This is a genomic window from Corallococcus aberystwythensis, assembly GCF_003612165.1.
GTDB lineage: Bacteria > Myxococcota > Myxococcia > Myxococcales > Myxococcaceae > Corallococcus > Corallococcus aberystwythensis.
The window spans coordinates 1-20,905 of record NZ_RAWK01000088.1 but is presented as its reverse complement, the minus strand read 5'-3'; the positions used below and the strand labels follow the sequence as shown (position 1 = coordinate 20,905).

14 protein-coding genes are annotated in these 20,905 nt (G+C 70.2%); 6 read left to right on the top strand and 8 right to left on the bottom strand.

Annotation, left to right across the window (positions count from 1 at the left end):
- Positions 1-56: 56 nt before the first annotated feature.
- Positions 57-1,736 carry an energy-dependent translational throttle protein EttA gene (gene ettA / locus D7W81_RS16320; RefSeq protein WP_120556305.1) on the bottom strand — a complete coding sequence of 560 codons (1,680 nt, stop codon included), beginning with the start codon at positions 1,734-1,736 and terminating at the stop codon, positions 57-59.
- 184 nt (positions 1,737-1,920) lie between these two features.
- Between ettA and D7W81_RS16315 the strand changes: the two genes are divergently transcribed.
- The 4 genes from D7W81_RS16315 to D7W81_RS16300 all read left to right on the top strand — a co-directional run bounded on the left by D7W81_RS16315 (position 1,921) and on the right by D7W81_RS16300 (position 5,949).
- The gene (locus tag D7W81_RS16315; protein WP_120556304.1) at positions 1,921-2,862 is read left to right on the top strand and encodes an ABC transporter ATP-binding protein; all 942 of its coding nucleotides are present in this window, start codon (positions 1,921-1,923) and stop codon (positions 2,860-2,862) included.
- A 29-nt stretch (positions 2,863-2,891) separates the two neighbouring features.
- Positions 2,892-3,653 (top strand): ABC transporter permease, encoded by a 762-nt coding sequence (locus D7W81_RS16310; protein ID WP_120556303.1) that lies wholly within the window; start codon positions 2,892-2,894, stop codon positions 3,651-3,653.
- A 130-nt stretch (positions 3,654-3,783) separates the two neighbouring features.
- Positions 3,784-5,394 carry a serine/threonine protein kinase gene (locus tag D7W81_RS16305; RefSeq protein WP_120556302.1) on the top strand — a complete coding sequence of 537 codons (1,611 nt, stop codon included), beginning with the start codon at positions 3,784-3,786 and terminating at the stop codon, positions 5,392-5,394.
- A 45-nt stretch (positions 5,395-5,439) separates the two neighbouring features.
- On the top strand, positions 5,440-5,949 hold the full coding sequence (locus tag D7W81_RS16300; RefSeq protein WP_120556301.1) for a GNAT family N-acetyltransferase: 510 nt from the start codon (positions 5,440-5,442) through the stop codon (positions 5,947-5,949).
- Here the strand turns inward: D7W81_RS16300 and D7W81_RS16295 are convergent.
- The 4 genes from D7W81_RS16295 to treZ all read right to left on the bottom strand — a co-directional run bounded on the left by D7W81_RS16295 (position 5,904) and on the right by treZ (position 11,213).
- Positions 5,904-6,323: a VOC family protein gene (locus D7W81_RS16295; protein WP_120556300.1), complete on the bottom strand. Its 420-nt coding sequence runs from the start codon at positions 6,321-6,323 to the stop codon at positions 5,904-5,906. The two genes, D7W81_RS16300 and D7W81_RS16295, sit on opposite strands and share 46 nt — an antisense overlap.
- A 68-nt stretch (positions 6,324-6,391) precedes the next feature.
- Positions 6,392-7,822 carry a M20 family metallopeptidase gene (locus tag D7W81_RS16290; protein WP_120556299.1) on the bottom strand — a complete coding sequence of 477 codons (1,431 nt, stop codon included), beginning with the start codon at positions 7,820-7,822 and terminating at the stop codon, positions 6,392-6,394.
- 129 nt (positions 7,823-7,951) lie between these two features.
- The gene (locus tag D7W81_RS16285; RefSeq protein ID WP_120556298.1) at positions 7,952-9,214 is read right to left on the bottom strand and encodes a discoidin domain-containing protein; all 1,263 of its coding nucleotides are present in this window, start codon (positions 9,212-9,214) and stop codon (positions 7,952-7,954) included.
- Between the two features lie 151 nt (positions 9,215-9,365).
- On the bottom strand, positions 9,366-11,213 hold the full coding sequence (treZ, locus tag D7W81_RS16280; RefSeq protein WP_120556297.1) for a malto-oligosyltrehalose trehalohydrolase: 1,848 nt from the start codon (positions 11,211-11,213) through the stop codon (positions 9,366-9,368).
- 217 nt (positions 11,214-11,430) lie between these two features.
- On the opposite strand from treZ, the gene D7W81_RS16275 reads away from it, so the two are divergent.
- Both D7W81_RS16275 and D7W81_RS16270 read left to right on the top strand, forming a co-directional pair.
- A complete protein-coding gene (locus D7W81_RS16275) occupies positions 11,431-12,582 on the top strand; it encodes an AAA family ATPase (protein WP_120556296.1) in 1,152 nt (383 codons plus the stop codon).
- A 130-nt stretch (positions 12,583-12,712) separates the two neighbouring features.
- Positions 12,713-13,090 carry a DUF5335 family protein gene (locus tag D7W81_RS16270; RefSeq protein ID WP_120556295.1) on the top strand — a complete coding sequence of 126 codons (378 nt, stop codon included), beginning with the start codon at positions 12,713-12,715 and terminating at the stop codon, positions 13,088-13,090.
- A gap of 80 nt (positions 13,091-13,170) precedes the next feature.
- Here the strand turns inward: D7W81_RS16270 and D7W81_RS16265 are convergent, their stop codons facing one another.
- The 3 genes from D7W81_RS16265 to D7W81_RS16255 form a co-directional block, all read right to left on the bottom strand.
- Positions 13,171-13,986 carry a M57 family metalloprotease gene (locus D7W81_RS16265; protein WP_120556294.1) on the bottom strand — a complete coding sequence of 272 codons (816 nt, stop codon included), beginning with the start codon at positions 13,984-13,986 and terminating at the stop codon, positions 13,171-13,173.
- A gap of 312 nt (positions 13,987-14,298) precedes the next feature.
- Entirely contained in the window at positions 14,299-15,693 is a 1,395-nt protein-coding gene (locus D7W81_RS16260) for an MBL fold metallo-hydrolase (RefSeq protein WP_120556312.1), read from the bottom strand.
- A gap of 280 nt (positions 15,694-15,973) precedes the next feature.
- Positions 15,974-20,890 carry a DNA topoisomerase 3 gene (locus tag D7W81_RS16255; RefSeq protein ID WP_208721329.1) on the bottom strand — a complete coding sequence of 1,639 codons (4,917 nt, stop codon included), beginning with the start codon at positions 20,888-20,890 and terminating at the stop codon, positions 15,974-15,976.
- Positions 20,891-20,905 lie beyond the last annotated feature (15 nt).

Genomic DNA, 20,905 nt, shown 5'->3' with positions numbered 1-20,905 from the left:
CGACGACACCTCCGCCCCGGAATCACTCACAGGGCGGAGCACTGCGCCACCGTGTCTCAGTTCTTCGTCAGCGGGCGGTACCGGATGCGGTGCGGCTCCAGCGCGTCCGGGCCCAGGCGCTTCTTCTTGTCCGCTTCGTAGTCCTCGAAGTTGCCCTCGAAGAAGAACGCCTTGCTGTCGCCTTCGAACGCCAGGATGTGCGTGACGATGCGGTCCAGGAACCAGCGGTCGTGGCTGATGACCACCGCGCAGCCCGCGAAGCTCAACAGCGCGTCCTCCAGGCTCCGCAGCGTCTCCACGTCCAGGTCGTTCGTGGGCTCGTCCAACAGCAGCAGGTTGCCGCCGGCCTTGAGCATCTTCGCCAGGTGCAGCCGGTTGCGCTCGCCGCCGGACAGGTCCTTCACCCGCTTCTGCTGATCCGTGCCCTTGAACGCGAAGCCCGACAGGTACGCGCGGCTGGGCACCGTGCCCGCCTTGCCCAGGTCGATGAGGTCCAACCCGCCGCTCACCTCCTGGAACACCGTCTGCTCACCGTTCAGCGCGTCGCGGCTCTGGTCCACGTAGGCCATCACCACCGACTCGCCCACCCGCAGCTCGCCCGCGTCCGGCTTCTCCGTGCCCGTCATCATCCGGAACAGCGTCGTCTTGCCCGCGCCGTTCGGCCCAATCACGCCCACGATGCCGCCCGGCGGCAGCTTGAAGTTCAGCTCGTCGATGAGCAGCCGGTCGCCGTACGCCTTGCGCAGCCCCTTCGCCTCCACCACCAACCCACCCAGCGGCGGACCCGGGGGAATCATCACCTCGCCCGTCGGCTCGCGCTTCTGCTGCGACTGGTTGAACAGCTCCTCGTACGCGGCGATGCGCGCCTTGCTCTTCGCCTGACGCGCCTTCGGAGACGCCCGCACCCACTCCAGCTCGCGCTTGAGCGTCTTCTGACGGTGGCTCTCCGACTTCTCCTCCAGCTCCAGCCGCTTCTGCTTCTGGTCCAGCCAGCTGGAGTAGTTCCCCTTCCAGGGCACTCCCTCGCCGCGGTCCAGCTCCAAAATCCACTCCGCCACGTTGTCCAGGAAGTACCGGTCGTGCGTGATGCACACGATGGTCCCCGTGTATGCCTTCAGCGCCTGCTCCAGCCACGCGACGCTCTCCGCGTCCAGGTGGTTGGTGGGCTCGTCCAGGAGCAGCAGGTCCGGCTTCTCCAGCAGGATGCGGCAGAGCGCCACGCGGCGCTTCTCACCGCCGGACAGCTTCGTCACGTCTGCGTCGCCCGGGGGCAGGCGCAGGGCGTCCATCGCCATGTCCAGCGTGCGGTCCAGCTCCCAGCCGTTCGTGGAGTCGATGAAGTCCTGCAGCTTGCCCTGCTCGGCGAGCAGCTTCTCCATCTGCGCGTCGTCCAGGGGCTCGCCGAACTTCGCGCTGACTTCGTTGAAGCGGTCCAGCGCGTTGCGGATCTCCTTCAGGCCCAGCTCCACGTTCCCCTTCACGTCCAGGGTCGGGTCCAGCTGCGGCTCCTGCGCCAGGTAGCCCACCTTCACCGTGGGGTCCGGCTTCGCGATGCCGAAGAACTCCGTGTCCACCCCCGCCATGATGCGCAGGAGCGTGGACTTGCCGGAGCCGTTGGGGCCAATCACGCCGATCTTCGCGCCCGGGAAGAAGGACAGGTAGATGCCCTTGAGGATGTCCTTGCCGTTCTTGACCTTGCGCAGGTCCTGCATCGTGAAGATGAAATTCTGGGCCATGGCGGCCTCCTGGGATTCGCGAAGAGACGTGAGCGGGCCAGCGGATAGCAGGGAGCCCCATCCGGCTCAAGGCGCCTGCATCCGTCCCGTGTCCGGTTGGACGGGACGCGTCACGCGTTCAGGAGCGAAAACGCCTGCTCGCTGACCAGCGAACCCATTTCGAAGGTGTTAGAGGAAGCGCCCCATGTCCGAGCCCACGCCCCCCGCCCTGGAGCTGAAAGGCCTCTCCAAGGCCTACGGAAAGTTCACCGCCCTGCACGCGGTGGACCTCACCATCCGCCCCGGTGAAATCTTCGCCCTCCTGGGCCCCAACGGCGCCGGCAAGACGACCCTCATTGGCAGTGTGTGCGGATTGGTGAAGAAGTCCGCTGGCACCATGAAGGTCTTCGGCAAGGACCTGGACCAGGACCCCACCGGGCCCCGCTACCAGGTGGGCCTGGTGCCGCAGGAGATCAACTTCGACCCGTTCTTCTCCGTCGCGGAGTCCCTGCGCATCCAGCAGGGCTACTACGGCCAGCCCCGCGACGACGCGCGCATCGACGAAGTGCTCACCGCCCTGAACCTCCAGGCCAAGAAGGACTCGCTCACGCGCGCCCTGTCCGGCGGCATGAAGCGCCGGCTGCTCATCGCCAAGGCGCTGGTGCACAAGCCGAAGCTGGTGTTCCTGGACGAGCCCACCGCGGGCGTGGACGTGGAGCTGCGCCGCGACCTGTGGACGTACGTGAAGAAGATCGCCAGCGAGGGCACCACCATCGTCCTCACCACGCACTACCTGGAAGAGGCGGAGGAGCTGGCGGACCGCGTGGGCATCATCAACGAGGGCAAGCTCCTCATGACCGAGGACAAGGCCGCGCTCCTGCGCCGCTTCGGGGAGAAGCGCCTGGTCGTCACCTTCTCCGAACCGCAGGCCGCCATGCCCGCCGCGGGCGTCCGCTTCGCCGCGAGCCTGTCCTCCGACGGCCGCACGCTCACCTACGTGGAGCGCGACAACTGCGCGCCTTCCGGTGAGCTGCTCCGCTCGCTCTACGCGGACGGGCTGCCCATCTCCGAGGTGGAGACGCGGCGCTCGCGCCTGGAAGACGTGCTCATCGAAATCCTCCGCGGCCGCCCCTCGCAGGCCGCCTGAACCCCGCTCGCTCCTTCGAAAAACACCCCATGAACGTCCTCGGGATGCAGACGCTGTTCGGGAAGGAGGTCCGGCGCTTCATGCGCGTGCCGGGCCAGACCGTCCTGTCGCCCCTCATCAGCACCACGCTGTACTTCATCGTCTTCGGCTATTCGATTTCGGGCCGCATCCACGAGGTGGAGGGCCACCCGTACCTGCACTTCATCGTGCCGGGCCTCGTGTTCCTGGGCATCGCCAACAACGCGTTCCTCAACAGCTCCTCGTCGCTATTCATCACCAAGATTCAAGGCACGGTGGTGGACCTGCTGGTGGCGCCGCTGGGGCCCGGCGAATTGATGGTGGGCTTCATCGGCGGCGCCATGGTGCGCGGTCTGGTGGTGGGCCTGCTGACGTGGATTGTCGCGGCGCTGTTCTCCGGCTTCAGCCTGGAGCACCCGCTGGCGACGCTCTACTTCCTCCTGCTCTCCAGCTACGTGTTCAGCGTGCTGGGCATGCTCGCCGCCGTGTGGGCGGAGAAGTTCGAGCAGATCAACTTCTTCCCCACCTTCGTCATGCTGCCGCTCACGTTCCTGGGCGGCGTCTTCTACTCGGTGCGCGAGCTGCCCTCGCCGTGGAACCACATCAGCCTCTTCAACCCCATGGTCTACATGGTGGAGGGGCTGCGCTACGGCATGCTCGGCAGCAGCCTGTTTTCACCGCTGGTGGGGGGCGCCATCCTCGCGCTCACCGCCGCGGTCGCTACGGGCGTCACGTACGCGGTGCTGCGCTCCGGATACAAGATGAAGGCCTAGGCCTCAGTAGCCTGCCTGCCTCCTCCACGGGTAGGAAGGCGGGCTCCTCCCTGCTGGACAGGACCTCTGTCTTTTTGGAGGTCGGCTGTTTCCCGCCCGGTGAGAAAGCGCGGTATCCTCCCGGACACCCATGGCGGTCGTTTTCGGGAAATACGAGCTGCTTCGAAAAATCGCGTCGGGCGGAATGGGACAGGTGTTCCTCGCCCGGGAGCACGGCACGGGCTTCGAGCGCCTGGTCGTCCTCAAGCTCATCCTGCCGCACCTCGCCGAGGACGAAGAGTTCCTGGAGATGTTCCTGGAGGAGGCGCGGCTGGTGGCGCGGCTCACCCACCCGAACCTCATCACCATCCTGGACCTCACGGAGATCGAGGGCCGGCACTGCCTGGCCATGGAGTACGTGCAGGGCGAGGACGTGCGCCGGTTGGATCGCTTCGCGCGCAAGCAGGAGCGCCCGCTGCCGGTGGGACTGGTGGTGCGCATCATCGCGGACGCGGCGGCGGGGCTGTCCTACGCGCACGGTGCGCGGGACGGACACGGCCAGCCGCTGATGCTGGTGCACCGGGACGTGTCTCCGCAGAACGTGCTCGTTGGGTTCGACGGCGGCGTGAAGGTCATCGACTTCGGCGTGGCGAAGGCGGCCACCAGCGGACAGCAGACGGCGACGGGCGTGCTCAAGGGCAAGTACCCGTACATGTCGCCGGAGCAGGCCAACGGGATGGCGGTGGACGGCCGGAGCGACCAGTTCGCGCTCGGCGTCGTGATGTGGGAGCTGCTCACCGGCAAGCGCCTCTTCAAGGGCGACACGGACCTGATGACGCTGCGGCTGGTGCGCGACTGCCAGGTGCCGCCGCCGTCGCAGCTCAACCCGAAGCTGCCGCCGGGTCTGGACGAAGTGGTGCTCAAGGCATTGGCCCCCACGCCGGAGGGCCGCTACACGGACTGCGCCGCGTTCCGGCTGGCGCTGGAGGACTGGGCGCTCAACCTGCGGCTGCCCTCCAGCAGCGCGCACCTGGCCGCGTACCTCCGCGAGCTGTACGCGGACCGCATCGCCACGGAGGCGGATCCCTCGAAGCTGGATCAGCTGGCCGAGGACGTGGACCTGGACTCGCAGTCCAACTCCTCGCGCGACGGGATGCCCACGTCGGGTGCGCGAGGGCAGGCCGCGTCGCGCGCGTCGAAGCTGGTGGGCCCGCCGTCCCGTCCGCCCACGCGCGTGGGGCCGGAGAAGACGCGGAACACCGCGGCCCTGGCGCCGGAGCCTCCGAAGCGGCGCGCGTGGGTGCCGTTCGTGGTGGGCGGTGTGGCGATGGTGATGGGTGGCGCCGCGGTGCTGGCGGTGCGCGGTGGCTCCGGGACGGTGACGCAGCCCCCGGTCGTGGCCACGCGGCCCTCGGAGGAAGTGCAGGGCCGCACGCCGGAGACGCCCACGCGTCCCACGCCACCGGAGAACACCGCGCCCCAGCCGGTGCGCCTGATGGTGACGAGCGAACCGCCCGGCGCCACGGTGCAGGTGGCGGGCGAGGAGCGCGGCACCACGCCGGTAGCCCTGCCGCTGATGCCCGGGGAGCCGTCGGTGGCGTTGACGCTGGCGCTCAATGGCTACGAGCCGGTGACGCGGCAGGTGTCCGCGGCGGACGCGCCCGGGGTGGAGGTAGCGCTCCAGAAGCGGGCGGCACGGCCTGCGACGCAGCCGAAGAAGACGCCGCCCGCGTCATCGCTGGGCATCAAGACAGGGCGCTAGTCCGCAGGCCTTGCGGCGCGGCCTCACGGCCGGCAGGACTTGCCCATGATGGTGATTGAGCCGGCCCGGTTCCCGGATGACCTGCCCCTGGTGCGGACGCTGTGGCGCGAGTACGCCGAGGGCCTGGGCATCGACCTGGGGTTCCAGGACTTCGAGGCCGAGCTCGCGGGCCTCCCCGGCAAGTACGCGCCTCCCAAGGGACGGCTGCTGCTCGCACGTCGCGGCGTCGAGGAGCTGGGGTGCGTGGCGCTGCGGCCGCTCAGCGACGGGGCCTGCGAGATGAAGCGGCTCTACGTCCGGCCCGCGGCCCGGGGCGAACAACTGGGCCGCAAGTTCGCGGAGCGCATCTGCGAGGAAGCTCGCGCCGCCGGCTACTCGCGCATCTGCCTGGACACGCTGTCCACCATGAGCGCGGCCATCGGCCTCTACACGTCGCTGGGGTTCCGGCCCATTGAACCCTACGTGTTCAACCCCATCCCGGGCGCGCTGTTCCTCGGGCGGGAGCTGAGTCAGGAGCGCTTCGCTCGCGACTCCGCCGACACGACGACGACATAGCCGTCCGGGTCCTTCGCCCAGAACTCCCAGCGGCGCGAGTTCGGGTTCACGTGCGGCGCCTCCACCCACTCCACCTTCAGCGCCTCGGCCGCCTCCACGCACGCGTCGAAGTCCGTGGTCTCGAACCACAGCAGCACGCCGTGGCCTCGCGGCGCCGAGTCCGGCCCCATCAGGTTCGCATGCTCATCCAGGTCCCACGCGTGGAGCTGGAGCACGAGCTCGCCGTTGTTCACCAGCATCTCGTACTCAGGCCCGCCGTGCCCGCTCTCACAGCCGAGCACCGCCTGGTACCACCGGCTGCTCGCTTCGACGTCGCGCACCGCGAGGAGGGGCTGCGCGCGGACGTGGCCGGTGCGGCGGGGCTTGCTCGGCATGGGACGCTCCGGAGGACAGGCTCGGAGAAGGACGGGGCGCGTGCGCGGCCCCGTCCTCCGGTGAGGCACTACCGCTTGAAGTGATCCGCGACGACGCTCGCCACGGCGGCGGTCAGCTTCTTGCCCGTGGGGATGTGCAGGAACTCGTTGGGCCCGTGCGCGTTGCTGCCCGGCCCCAGCAGGCCCGTGATGAGGAACTGCGCCTCCGGGAAGCGCTCGCCCAGCATGCCCATGAACGGGATGGTGCCACCCTCGCCCATCGCCATGGCGGGCTTGCCGAAGCAGGACTTGGACGCGGACTCCACCGCGCGCGACAGCCAGCCGGCCAGGGGCGGCGCGTCCCAGCCCACCGACGCCTTGTCCCCGTCGAACGACACCTTCGCGCCGTACGGCGGATCCTTCTCCAGCGTCTCCTTCAGCGCCTTCGAGGCCACCTTCGGATCCACGCGCGGCGGGATGCGCATGGACAGCTTCCACGTCGTGAAGGGGCGCAGCACGTTGCCCGCGCTCGCCAGCCCCGGCACGCCATCCACGCCCGTCAGCGCCAGCGCCGGCCGCCAGGTGCGGTTGAGCACCAGCTCCGCGCCGTCCGTCGTCACCGGGCGCGCGCCCTCCACCCAGGGGAACTTCGAGGACAGCTCGTCGCCCAGCGTCTGGGCCGCGGCCTTCGCCTGCTCGCGCCGGCCCTCCGGAATCTCCGTGTGCAGCGCCTGGACCTTGATGTAGCCCGTCTCCTCATCCTCCACGCGCGACAGCAGCTGCCGCATGATGCGCATGGAGGATGCCACCACGCCCGTGGCGTCGCCGGAGTGCACGCCCTCCGTGAGGATGTCCACGCGCAGGTTGCCGGCCACCATGCCGCGCAGGCTGGTGGTCATCCACAGCTGGTCATAGTTCGCGCAGCCCGAGTCCAGGCACACCACCAGCGACGGCTTGCCGATGCGCGGCGCCAGCGCTTCGATGTACGCGGGCAGGTCGTAGCTGCCGCTCTCCTCGCACGCCTCGATGACGATGGCGCAGCGGGCGTGCGGCACGCCCTGCTCCTTGAGCAGCCGCAGCGCGGACAGCGACGCGAACGCGGAGTAGCCGTCATCCGCGCCGCCGCGCCCGTAGAGCTTGTCGCCCTCGCGCACGGGGGTCCACGGCGTCAGGCCCTCACGCCAGCCGGTCATCTCCGGCTGCTTGTCCAGGTGTCCGTACAAGAGCACGGTGTCCTCACCGCGCGTGCCGGGCACCTCCATGTAGATGACCGGCGTGCGGTCCTTGCCGTCCGCCGTCTTCAGCCGGACCACCTCCACCGTCAGCCCCGGCAGGTGCGCGGTCTGCGCGCGGCACCAGTCCGAGATGAGCTGCACGGCCTGCTCCATGTGGCCGGTCTTCACCCAGTCCGGATCGAACGAGGGCGACTTGTTGGGGATGCGGATGTAGCGCTCCAGCGCCGGGAGGATTTCCTGCTCCCAGATGCGCTCGGACGAGGCGAGGGCTTGGTCGACGTTCATGGCGGCGCCATGCTGCCCACCCCGGCGCTCCCTGTCGATGGAAAGCCCCGGCCCGGGCCTCCCCGCCCGCCCGGCGCGCGGCCTGCCGTCCTGCGTCAGGCCGCGTGCGGGAGGGATTTCACGCGGGGTTCAGGGCTGGATTTCGCGGACGCTCAGCCACTTGAAGTCCACGTCCGTGGCGTTGTCCCAGCGGAACACCGCGATGGGGCCGCCCCACGTAATCGGCATGCCCGCCACGGCGCCGCCGCAGTGCCCGGCGTCGCCGCCCCACTTGCCCGCGTCGGTGGTGTCGGAGGCCTTCTTCCACGTCACCCGGTCCGCGTTCTCGTTGACGTACAGCTCCAGCTTCACGGCCGGCTGGCCGCTGACCGTGACGTTGCGCATGACGGCCTTGAAGCCCACCCAGCGGCCCTTGAGCGCGGAGGTGGCCGTGACGTAGGGCGTCTGCTCGTAGGAGACATGCCAGGTCTCCTTCTCCCAGCGCGCGCGGCCGTCATAGTGCAGGCCCGCCTTGTAGCTGCTGCCCTCGCAGCCGGAGTGGTCGTCGTTGTGCTTCCCGCCTCGCGCGTACCAGGCGAAGTTGTCCTTCACGTCGGACGTGGCGTTGACCTTCACGAAGCCGGTCATCTCGATGTTCTTCCAGTCGTTCGGCGCCTGCATGTAGCCGCGGCTCGCGAGCACGTCCCGGTCGTAGGTGGGAATCTTCCGGTCGTCGTAGCCCGTGGACGTGAAGACGCTCATCCGCACCTGCGAGTCCTTCATCTTCCAGGAGCCGTCGCTGTTGCGAGTGATGGGGTTCTGCGGGTCGAAGCGCGTGTCCGTCAGCGCGTTGTCCGCCAGCGTCCACGCCTCGCCCCCGGACTTCGAGGGGTAGAGCTGCGTGACGCCAAAGCGGTCCTTGCCCGCCGTCGGCGTGGGGGTGCCGGTGATGGCGGCCCACTCCGCGATGCTGGCCCAGGCGTTGACGGAGTTCCCGTTGACGGTGACGCGCACGTAGCGGGCGTTGCGCGCGGTGAAGCTGTAGCGCTCGAGGTTGGCGGTGGTGCCGGACGACGTCCTGGAGACGGCGGTGGACCAGGTGCTGCCATCCGTGGACGTGGCGATGACGAACGTGTTGGTGCGCTCGTTGCCCCGGTGCCAGGCGATGTCCACGGCGGACAGCGACTTCACGCTGCCCAGATCGCCCCGCAGCCACTGCCCCACGCCGTCGCTGGACCAGCGCGTGGTGAGGTTGCCGTCAACGGTGGCGGACGGCGGGTTGCCGTCATTCCCACTGGCGGTGACGGCGGTGAAGCCCGACGCGGCGAACGCCGGTGCGGCGGCTCCGAGCAGCAGGAGCGTGCTCGTGGTGGTGAGGTGCCGCTTCCACGGCGATGGATGGGATGGGGACAAGGTGTTTCCTCCAAGAAGGCCGTGTACCGGCCTGTCCCCGAGGGCATTCCCTGTCGTTGCATGTTTCACTGTCCGGAAACATCGCGGCCCGCCTCCCCTGCTTCCGGGGTGACGGGCCGCGCGTGAAACACTGTCTGCCTTTGCGTGCGGGCTACTCGCGCAGCTTCACCACCGCCGCGGAGGGGCCCTCCAGGCGCAGGACGTTGCCGGTGAGCGGCGAGCCCTCCACGGTGCCGCCGTAGCGCGGGTTCTCACTCCACGCGACGATGCCCACGCTCGCGCGCGGGGGCAGCGTGTGCACCAGCGAGCCCTTCAGGTTCACGAAGATGAGCAGCGTGTCCCCTTGCGCGCGGCGCTCCAGCACGAACGCGTCCGGGCCCAGCGCACGCGCGTCGTGCGTGCCCTCACGGCTGGTGAGCACGGGCTCCGTGGCGCGCAGGCGCAGCAGTTCCTTGTAGAGCAGGTGCACGCCCGCGGCGTCCGCGCCGTCCAGCTCGCCCCAGTCCAGCGTGGAGCGGGTGAAGGTGTCGCGGGCCTGCGGGTCCGGCACCTCCTCGCCCTTGAAGCGGGAGAAGCCGGCGAACTCCTTGCGGCGCCCCTCCGTGACGAGCTTGCCCAGCTCCGCGTTGTGGTCCGTGAAGTAGAGGAACGGCGTGCGCGCGTTCCACTCCTGGCCCATGAAGAGCAGCGGCGTGAAGGGCGACAGGAGCAGCAGCGTGCTCATGGCGCGGTAGGCGGCCGGGGACACGTCCTCCGACAGGCGGTTGCCGAAGGGCCGGTTGCCCACCTGGTCGTGGTTCTGGATGCAGTGGACGAAGTGCCACGGCCCCAGCCCCTTCGGGTCCGTGCCGCGCGCGTGGCCCAGGTTCTTGGACTTCTGGCCCGTGTAGAACCAGCCCTGACGCAGCGTCGCGGCCAGGTCCTCCGCGCTGCCGGTGTAGTCCTGGTAGTAGCCCTCGTGGTCGCCCGCGAAGGCGCGCCGCAGCTGGTGGTGCAGGTCATCCGCCCAGACGCCGTCCAGGCCGTAGCCGCCTTCAGCGGCGGGGGTGACGAGCTTGCGTTCGTTGCGCTCGTCCTCCGCGATGACGACGACGCGGCGGCCGGACGCGGCGGCGTGGGCGCGCTCGACGATCTCCGCGAGCAGGTGCGGCTGGCCGTCATCCACGAGGGCGTGCGCGGCGTCCAGGCGCAGGCCGTCCGCGTGGTAGTCGCGGATCCACATCTCCACGTTGGAGAGCACCAGCGAGCGCACGAAGCGGCTGCCCTCGCTGTCGTAGTTCACCGCGTCGCCCCAGGGCGTGTGGTGCTTGCCGGTGAAGTAGTGCGGCGAGTACGCGCGCAGGTAGTTCCCGTCCGGTCCGAAGTGGTTGTAGACGGCGTCGATGAGCACCGCGAGCCCGTGCGCGTGCGCCGCGTCGATGAGCTTGCGCAGCCCCTTGGGCCCGCCGTAGGTGGCCTGCGGCGCGAAGAGGTCCACGCCGTCGTAGCCCCAGTTGCGGGCGCCCGGGAAGCTGGCCAGGGGCAGGAGCTCCAGCGTGTTCACGCCCAGCTCGCGCAGGTGGGCCAGCTTCGGGATGAACGCCTCGAAGGTGCCCTCCGGCGTGGCGGTGCCCACGTGCACCTCGTAGATGACCATCGCCCGCGGATCCGGTCCCTTCCATTGCGAGTCCGTCCAGCCGTGGTCGGAGCTGACGACCTCCGACGGGCCGTGCACGCCCTTGGGCTGCGAGCGGGACCAGGGGTCGGGGAACGGGTCTCCGCCGTCCACGCTGAGCTTGTAGCGCGCGCCCTCGCCCAGGTCCGGCAGCGCGGCGCCAAAGCAGCCGTCCGCTTCGGCCGTGAGCGGCACCTTGCGCAGGACGCGGTCCTCCGCGTCGTACAGGACCACGTCCACGCCCTTGTGGCCCGGCGCCCAGACGCGCCAGCGCACCGTGGAACCACCCTCCAACCACGCGCCCAGCCGCGGCGCCTGGGAACGTCCTTCAGTCAGTTGAGCCATGTCGTGTCCCTGTTAATGCGCCAACGTGGACACGGGGAGCACCCCTCGCACCCGCGCCCCACCGCTGTTCACGGGCCGACCTCTGGGCCCACACGAGTGCGGACCGGCGGACGGAGGGCCGCACGCCGGGCGCCGCGAGGGGATGGCTTGTGGCGCCCCGGGTCGTCCCGGATGATGGGGCGCCCCGCCGCGCCCGCCCTCTTGGAGTCCCTCCGCGATGTCTCCCCGTTCCGGCGTCGAACAACCCTCCGCCTTCCCCGAAGGCCCGCCCATCCAGGAGCGCGTGGCCGCGCTGGAGGTGCTGTCGCCGCAGGACATCGACGCGCGCCTGGGGGACCTGGGCTACCGGGGCCAGCCCGAGGCCCGCCGCGCGGCTTCCGTGCTCGCGTACCGGCACCTGCGCCGCATCCGCCGGCTGTACCTGGAGGGGCTGGAGCCAGAGCCCGGCACCCGCGAGAACGCCCTCTTCCTGGGGCCCACCGGCTCCGGCAAGACGTTCCTCGTGGAGCTGATGTTCCGCGAAATCCTGGGCGTGCCCACCGTGCTCGCGGACGCAACCCAGTTCTCCGAAACGGGCTACGTGGGCGACGACGTCAGCACGCTCCTGTCCCGCCTCTACGAAGCCGCCGAGCGCGACGTGGAGTGGGCGTCCTGTGGCGTCATCTGCATGGACGAGTTCGACAAGCTCGCCACCAGCCGCTCCGACAGCCGCTTCTCCGGCCAGCAGACCACCAAGGACGTGAGCGGCTTTGGCGTGCAGCGCAGCCTGCTGCACCTGCTCTCCGCGCCCCAGGCCACCTTCCCGCCGGACTTCGGCTTCACCAGCCGCATCCGCTCCGAGTCCCTGGAGATGGGCTGCGTCACCTTCATCGCCTGTGGCGCCTTCAGCGGCTTCCGGGGCACCGCGGAGAACATGTCCCACGTGGAGCGCGTGGGCTTCGGCCGCGAGCCGGGCAAGGGCGGCCAGAAGGACCTGGACTCCATCGCCACGCGCATCACCGAGGAGCACCTGGAGAACACCACCGCGTTCTCCCGCTACGGCTTCATCCCGGAGCTCATCGGCCGCTTCAACCGGCTGGTGTCCTTCAACCCGCTGGACGCCGCCACGCTGGGGGACATCCTCCAGGACACCGTGCTGCGCACCTGGGAGCGCGAGTTCGCGCACGAAGGCCTGCAGCTCGCCGTGGACCCCGCCGTGCGTGAATGGATTGTCGCCCGCGCCCTCAAGCGCGAGACGGGCGCCCGCGGCCTGCGCACCGCCCTGGCCCCCGTGCTGGAGCAGGCCGCCTACGAGCACTTCGGCCACGGGAAGGCCGCCACGGTGCGCCTGGTGCTGAAGGACGACGCCGTGCACACCGTGCGCGACTGACGTGAGGGCAGCCGACGTGCCGGGGCCCGGTCCGCGGGGTCCCCGGAGCGTCGTTCAGCCGGGCCCGTCCTTCACCCGCGAGTCAGACGCCTTACGGTTGAGGCACACGACAGGCGCGCGGAGGCGGCCCATGGCACACATCACCGAGACCATTCCAAGGGAGCAGTGGGCGAGCTACCTCGCCGGCATCAGCAAGCAGGACGCCACCCAATGGGTGCGCGTGGAGTCCATTGACGCGGACTCGGGCGACCAGCCGCTCGCGGACCGCCTGCCCCTGGTGGAAATCTCCCTGGAGACCAAGGGCAGCGACTCCGGCGCGGTGCAGATCATCGTGGGCCGCGAGAACGAGCGCATCACCCACCGCATCCTCGAACCGGACCACCTCGCCGCGGAGCTGGACGGCGACAGCCGGGTGCTGGAGTGCCTGGAGATTGGCGAGCGCGGAGGCAAGACGCTCATCTTCTTCGAGCGGCTGGGCGAGGCCGAGGGCGTGTCCGCCCGCTTCTAGTCCTCCAGAAACGGCACGGGGCCCGCGGGAGCGTGACGACGCTCCCACCGGCCCCTGCCCCCTCAAGGCGGTGCTTCAGCTCACGGGTACAGCGAGCGGGCGCCCTGCTTGTCCAGGCTGGTCAGCACGAGGTCGCCCGTCTGGGTGCCGTTGCACTGCGGGTAGTGCATGACCGACGCGCGGTCGTAGGTGGAGGTCAGCGCGCGCCACTGGTTGTCCTCGTAGCAGCCGCTCGCGGTGGAGCGGGTGTGCTCGTGACGGAAGCCCAGCGTGTGGCCCAGCTCGTGGCGGATGACGCCCGTGAGCGTCCAGGCGCCCGTGGCGCCGAAGGCGCTGCTGTCCACCAGGACGTTGCGGCCGGAGCGGCTGGAGTTCGGGAAGAACGCGCGCGCCACGTAGGACTGGCCCGACACCGGACGCACGTCGAACAGCACGCCCGTCTGGGACGCGGTGCAGGACGCGTCGTACTGGGACAGGTAGGTGAAGTTGACGTTCGCGGTGGCCTCCCAGGCCGCCGTCGCGCTCGCCATCGCGTTCACCATCTTCGTCTTGTTGGTGCCGAAGTTGTTGCTGATGCAGTAGGTCAGGTTCAGCTTCTGGGTGCTGCTCCACTTGATGTCGCCGCCGATGTAATACACGGCGAGACCGTCCTGCGACTGGCCCAGCTGCGCCTCGACGACGTTGTGGAAGTAGGCCTTGAGCTCCTCCTCGGACTCCAGCGCCTCGTCACCGTTGACGATGATCTTCCCGCCCTCCCACGGCTCACGGTAGGCGTTCGCCTGGAACTCCTCCCACGTGGGCTTGACCTCGGACTCCGGCGCGGACTCGGGACCACCGCACGCGGCACCGAGCAGCGAGACACCGGCCAGCATCGCAACAGAGCGGAACTTGAGCATTGGGAACTCTTCCTGTCCTTCGAGGGATGCGCGGCCACCGTCTGGCCTTCCCGCCAGCCGCTGTCAGCCGCGCGCCGGGCCATTGAGCAACTGTCGGGCCAACGGGGCTTCACAGGAGAAAAACAGGAAACGCGAGGATAGCTGGAGCGCTTCCGCTCCAGCCCTCCCCACGTCAACCGTCACTTCACGTGACGTTTACAAAGCCAAACCCCTTAAAAGACAGAGGTTTTCACTGGGAGCTATCGCTGTCTGAGAAAGGGACAGCGAGGTGTCCTGATTCCGGTCAGGTTTTCAGCGCTTTGATTGGAGCCCCTACAGGATGGCGCGGCGCATCTTCCAGTAGGTCTCCTTGGCCATGCGGAAGGTGTTGGAGCCCGGGGGCAGCAGGGTGCGCAGCAGCTCCGCGGACTGAATCTGGAGGGGGCGCACGCAGTGGGCATCCAGCTGGTGGCGCAGGTAGCCCACCATGTCGCGGCTCCGGTACTCGTTGAAGTAGTTGCGCAGCTGCGCCGCCGTGCGGGCCTTGCCGTTGTCCGCGTACTTGGCCACGTAGGGGCTGAAGTCCGGGTAGAGGCTGCCCTTGCCGAAGCCGCCGTGCACGGTGGTCTTCATGAAGTTGCCGATGAGCAGGTCGTCGAACACCTGGTACTTCACGGCGGTCATCAGCGAGCCGCGGGGCGCCTCGAAGGTGATGCCCTTGTCGAAGCGGCGCTTGTTGAACTCGATGACGTGCTCCTGGCCGCCCACGCGGAAGCGCAGGAAGTCCAGCACGCCGCCCAGGTGCTCGACGGCGCGGAAGTACTGCTCCAGCTGCTTCACCTCGTCCGCCTCCAGCCGCTCGCTCCAGTCATCCCCGTACTCCTTGGGGTCCACCGGCTTGATGGTGCGCTCCTTGGGGTTGATGCGGACGGAGGAGTCGTTGGTGAAGTCGCGGCGCAGGAAGGCCGGGAGCATCTCGCAGGTGTTGGAGGCGAAGCCCCGCGCGTAGTCCGGCAGCGTGGTGGTGTACTCGGAGCACCAGACGCTGTCGGCGCGCTGGTACTTGTGCATGGAGCTGAAGGGGACGAAGTAGCGGACGCCGTACGTGTCCGCCATGCGCGCAATCGTTTGTCCCACGGGCGTCTTCGCCGCCGCGTACGGGAGGATGCGGTTCCCGTCCTCGGTGAAGAAGTTCATCATGTCCGCGTCGCCGTAGCCGGACAGGGCCAGGAGGTACGTCTCGCTGTATTCCTTGATGACCCGGCGCACGAAGCGGCCCTGGCCGCGGTCCCCGGAGTCGTTGAGGTTGACGATGAGCCGGCCGCCCACCTCCACCAGGAGCACCGCGTCCTGGTTCACGTCCGGGATGCACAGCACGCGGATGCGCGGCGACAGGCGCGTCCACTCGCGGTCCTGGAGCACCTGGACCTTGAAGCCCGCCTCGCGCAGGTCGTCCCGGATGCGGCCGCCCACGTGGTTGGGGATGAGCACGGTGCGCGTGCGCAGCTTCTCCAGCGACGCCATGCTCAAGTGGTCCGGGTGGCCGTGGGACAGCCACACGTAGGGGCAGTCCAGGATGGCCTGACGCTGCTCGTCCGGAATCTCGTGGGACAGCGTCCAGCTGCCGAAGTAGGCGTCCCCGTCCGTCCAGGGGTCGGTCACCAGCACCGGGCCGTTGTCGTGACAGATGAGTGTGGCGTTGCCAATCGTCTCGAAACCCAGCTCCATCTTGCGCGCCCCCTTGAACCCCCACGCCGCTCCCAATGCGCGTGTGGACGAGAAGGTGGCACCCGGACTTTTGCCTACAAGCTTGGGTAACAAGCTTCACGCCCGGCTGGTTGCCCTCCGCGCCTGCGGCCCAGGAAAGGGCTTTCCCTTGTCAGGCGGTTCACGGCGGTCCGGAGGGCCCCTGGCGGATCCACGCTGACGCCGGACGTTCGCGTCCCGGGGCACGGCGCCGCCCCGGGGTGCGGATCCGCCCGCCCCTGTCCACCGCGCAACACGTGGATCAGCGTCTGCGGGACACGAGCGAGAGGATCTGCGGGCCGTAGCGCTCCGTGAGGGCGGGGCCCACGCCGTGGATGGACATCAGCTCCGCGCCGCTGGAGGGCCGGGCGCTGGCGATGGCGTCCAGCACGCGGTCGGTGAGGATGCGGAAGGCGGGCACCTTGCGCTTGCGGGCCTCGGTGAGGCGCCACTCCTTGAGGGTCTCCACCAGGGCGGGGGACGCCGGTGGCGCCGCGAAGTCCGGCTCCGCGGTGCGGGACGCGTTCCACGACGCCCGGGGCCCCGGGCCCGGTGAGGACTCCGGCGTGGCGCGCGCCTTCCAGCCCCGAGCGGGTGCGTCCGGGGGGAACGCCCGCTGGTCGAAGTCCGCGTCGCCGGAAGCTCCGCGCGTCGTCCAGGAATCAGCGGCGCTCCGGCTCTTGCCGCGTCCCCGGGGTGCGGCGGCCGTGCTGGCCGCGCGCTTGCGGGACGACGCGCGCTTGGTGCTACCGGCGGCCGTGCGGCCCTTGCGCTTCTTGGAGGGCACCTCGCGCGCCTGCGGCAGCACCACCTGTCCGGGGGCGATGACGCGCGCGCGGCGGCCGGTGTCCGTCAGGGACAGCCGCTGGAAGAGGATGACCTGGCCATCTTTGTCGAAGGAGTCCGAGTCCAGGCGCAGGAGCCCCGCGCGCACCAGCCCGCCCACGAGCCGTTCGAAGTCGCGGCGGTGGAGCTGCTCTCCAAAGAGCTCCCGGTGCAGCCGTCCGGTGGCCTGGCCGTCGCGGGCGTGCAGCGCTTCCAGGATGCGGCCCAGCGCGTGCGCCTCCAGGGCGGAGGGCTCCTCGAAGCGGACCACCTCGCAGGACTCGGGGGCGCAGACGTCGCACAGGCCGCAGGCGGCGCCGGAGTCCTGCACGTCGCCGAAGTGCGCGACGAGGTGCCGCATGCGGCAGTCGTGCGCTTCCGCGTACCGGCCCATCTGTTCCAGGTGCAGCTGCTTGCGCTCGCGCTGCGCGATGTACGCCACGGCCCAGGCTGCGCGGCCCCGGCGCACGTCCTCGTCGGGCGTCATCTCCACGCCGCCGTGGATCCACAGCTGCTCCAACGCCTTGTCGAAGAGCTCCGGGTCCCCCCGCACGCGGGCCTGGATGGAGGCCTTGGGCTCCAGCTCGTTGGAGGTGGCCTGGTAGATGCGTTCCAGGACGGAGGGGTCCGGGTAGTCGCGGCGGTGGAAGAACTCGTGGGTGCGCCGGTCCACGAAGGCGTGGAGCAGCACCGCGCGAGAGTTCTTGCCGTCGCGGCCCGCGCGCCCCAGCTCCTGGTAGTAGCCCTCCAGGCTGGCCGGCAGCGCCGCGTGGATGACGGTGCGCACGTCCGCCTTGTCGATGCCCATGCCGAACGCCGTCGTCGCGACGATGACCTCCAGGTGGCCCTTGAGGAAGGCGGCCTGGATGCGGTCGCGCTCCTGGGGCTGGAGGCCCGCGTGGTACGGCGCCGAGTGGAAGTCGTGCGCGAGCAGGTCCGCGTACTGCTCCGCGTGCTTGCGCGTGGACGCGTAGACGATGGCGGGCCGGTGCTCGGGGTTGCGCAGCAGCGACAGGATGGCGTCGCCGCGAGCGCCCGGGTTCAGCTCGCGCACCTCGATGGCGATGTTGGTGCGGCGGAAGCCGTGGATGAAGGTGTGCGCGGCGCCGCCCCGTGAGCCGCGCAGGCCCAGCTGCTGGACGATGTCCTTCTGCACGTCCGGCGTGGCGGTGGCAGTGAGGGCCACCACGGGCGCGGGACGCAGCAGCGGAAGGCGCGAGCCCAGGAGCCGGTAGTCCGGACGGAAGTCGTGGCCCCACTGCGAGATGCAGTGCGCCTCGTCGATGGCGATGAGCGAGGGCGTGCGGCGGGCCAGCAGCTCCACGAAGCCGGGGACGCCCAGGCGCTCCGGCGCGATGAAGAGGAAGTCCAGGCGGCCTTCGAGGTACTCGGCGCAGACCTGCCGGGAGGTGGCCCGGTCGCGGCCGGAGTGGATGCGGTCCGCGGCGAAGCCCAGCGACTGGAGCCGCAGCACCTGGTCCTCCATCAGCGCGATGAGCGGGCTGACGACCACGGTGGTGCCCGCGCGCGCGAGGCCCGGCAGCTGGTAGCAGAGGGACTTGCCCGCGCCCGTGGGCATCACCAGCAGCAGGTCCTCGCCGGACGTGGCCGCGCGGCAGACCTCTTCCTGGTACGGGCGGAAGTCGGAGAAGCCGAAGGCCTCCTTGAGCAGGCCCCGCAGCTTGTCTGGAGGCGTGGGCGCGCGATGCACGCGCTCCGGCCGCCCGCTGCCCATGTTCACGGCCTGGGGCTGACGTTTGGCCCGGCCGAAGCCCTCGGTGGAGGCCTGGACGAAGGCGGTGCGCACCTCCGCGGAGGGAATCCTGGGAGGGGGTTCCGGGGCACGCAGCGGCGCGGCCCGGGCCGTGTTCCCGGCGGCCGCGCCTGTCCAGCCGCTCCCGTCCCCATGGGGGCCGTGAGCCGGAGCGCCCGTCGCGAACCGTGAGGGCCCGTGGACGTCAGCGCCACCGGCAGCACCGTGGGCGGAAGGCCCCGCCGGGTGATGTGCATCCGCGAGGGGGGCTGCGCCACGGGACGCACCGCTGGCGGAGGCGCCCACCCCATGACGTGCGTCGCCTGCTGCTCCGAGGCCGAACGCGCCACCCGTGCGAGGGCCTCCTCCTGCCATGCTCGCGGAGGCACCGACCTCGTTGCGCGCGGTGTTGGCGCGGGCCGCGCCCTGCACGGTGGCCGTCGCGGCCTCGCGGGTCCGGAAGAGTTCCTCGGCGGGCCCCTGCGCGGGATGGGGCCGGGAGGATTCAAAGCGTCCGCTCGCGGGCACAGGTCCGCTCCGGCTCCCGGCCCCGGGCGTGGGCGGCAGCGACGTAGGCGCCTGGCCCACGACCTCCCGCACATACGTCTCGATGCCGCTCATGAACGAGTCGAGCGCGCCCTGGCCGCGCTCGATGCGCTGGAGCCACGCCTCCCACTGGCCCGTCATCACGGGGGACTTCACGTCCGGGTGCACCACCCCGATGAGGTGGATGCCCTTCTCCGTGGCCACCAGGCGCTTGCCCTCGCGGGTCAGGTACTCGCGCTCGAGCAGCAGCTCGATGGTCGCGGCGCGCGTGGCGGGCGTGCCCAGCCCCGTGTCGCGCATGGCGTCCACCAGCTCCTTCTCATCCAGCGTGCGCCCGGCGGACTCCATCGCGGTCAGGAGCGTGGCCTCCGTGAAGCGCGGCGGCGGACGGGTGCGCTTCTTCATCGCCGCCACGTCCTCCACCGTCTGCGCCTGCCCGCGCGCGAGCCCCGGCGGCAGGTCCTGCGGCTCGTCGTCCGGCTCGTCCTCCTTGTCCTTGTCCGCGCCCTTCTTGCCCTCCGGCTTGAGGCGCGGCGCCTTCTGTCCGCCCCCCACGTCCAGGACCTTCCAGCCCACCTTTTCCACCTGAGTGCCCGCGCTGTGGAAGCGGTCCACCACGGAGCCCGCGGCGCCCTTCGACGTCACCGCGGTGATGACCGTGGTCACCTTCCAGACGTGGTCCTCGTGCCACGCCTGGAGCAGGCGCCGGCACACCAGGTCGTAGAGGCGCTGCTCGTCCGGTGAAAGCCGCACGCCGGACGCCGGTATGGGCGTGGGGATGATGGCGTGGTGGTCCGTGACCTTCGCGTCGTCCACGTAGCGCTTGCCCAGCGGACGCTCGCCCGTGCCCGGCGCCAGGTCCTCCTGGTACGGGGCCTGGATGGCGCGCACCACCTCCGGCAGGGTGTCCGCCACCGTCGCGGACAGGTGCCGGCTCGCCGTGCGCGGGTAGCTCAGGAGCTTGTGCTTCTCATAGAGCGCCTGCGCGACCTCCAGGGTGTGCTTCGCGCTGAAGCCGAACAGCCGGTTCGCGTGGCGCTGCAACTCCGTCAGGTCGTAGAGCAGCGGCGGCGGCATCCGCTTCGTCTCTGCGTCCAGCGACTCCACCACCGCGCTGCCGCCGCGCACGCGGTCGATGACGCGGCCTGCCTCCACGCCGTCCGCGTCCAGCCGGCGCGCCTCGCGCACGGAGTCATAGCCCGGCGGAATCACCGGCTTGCCGTCCGGCCCCGAGCGGAACCACGTGCCCTGGTAGCGCGCGCCCTGCGGCACGCCCTTGCCGCGCGGCGCGAAGGTGGCCACGACCTCCAGGTAGTCCCGGGGCACGAAGTCGCGGATGGCCAGCTCGCGCTCCACCACCATGGCCAGCGTGGGCGTCTGCACGCGTCCCACGGACAGCATGCTGCCGTAGGTGCCGCTCGCCAGCGTGTAGAGCCGCGACAGGTTCATGCCCACGAGCCAGTCCGCGCGGCTGCGTCCCATGGCGGCGTCCGCCAGCGGTGCGTAGGCCTTGCCGTCCTTGAGCTGCTGGAAGCCGTCGCGGATGGCGCGCTCGGTGAGCGACGACACCCACAGCCGGCGCACCGGCTTGCGGCACCCGGCGGCGTCGTAGATGTACCGGAAGATGAGCTCGCCCTCGCGGCCGGCGTCCGTGGCGCACACCACGGAGGAGACCTCCGGCGCGTTCATCACCCGGCGGACGACCTCGAACTGGTCCTTCGTGGAGTCCGACACCACCAGGGGCCAGTCCGCCGGAAGCATGGGCAGGTGCGAGCGGTGCCACTTCTTCCATTCCGGGCGAATCTCATGAGGTTGGGCCAGGCCCACCAGGTGGCCAATGGCCCACGTGACGACGTAGCCGTTGCCGCGCAGGCAGCCCTCGCCGCGCTCGGTGGCGCCCAGCACCCGGGCGATGTCGCGCGCCACGGCGGGCTTCTCCGCCACGACAGCGACGACGGATCCCCGCCCACCGCGAGCCGGCCCACCGTCCACGTTCCCGTCCCGCGACACCGACCTGTCCCATCCGGGCGACTCGCCCATCTCATCCCACCTCATGGCCTGTCCCCTCCC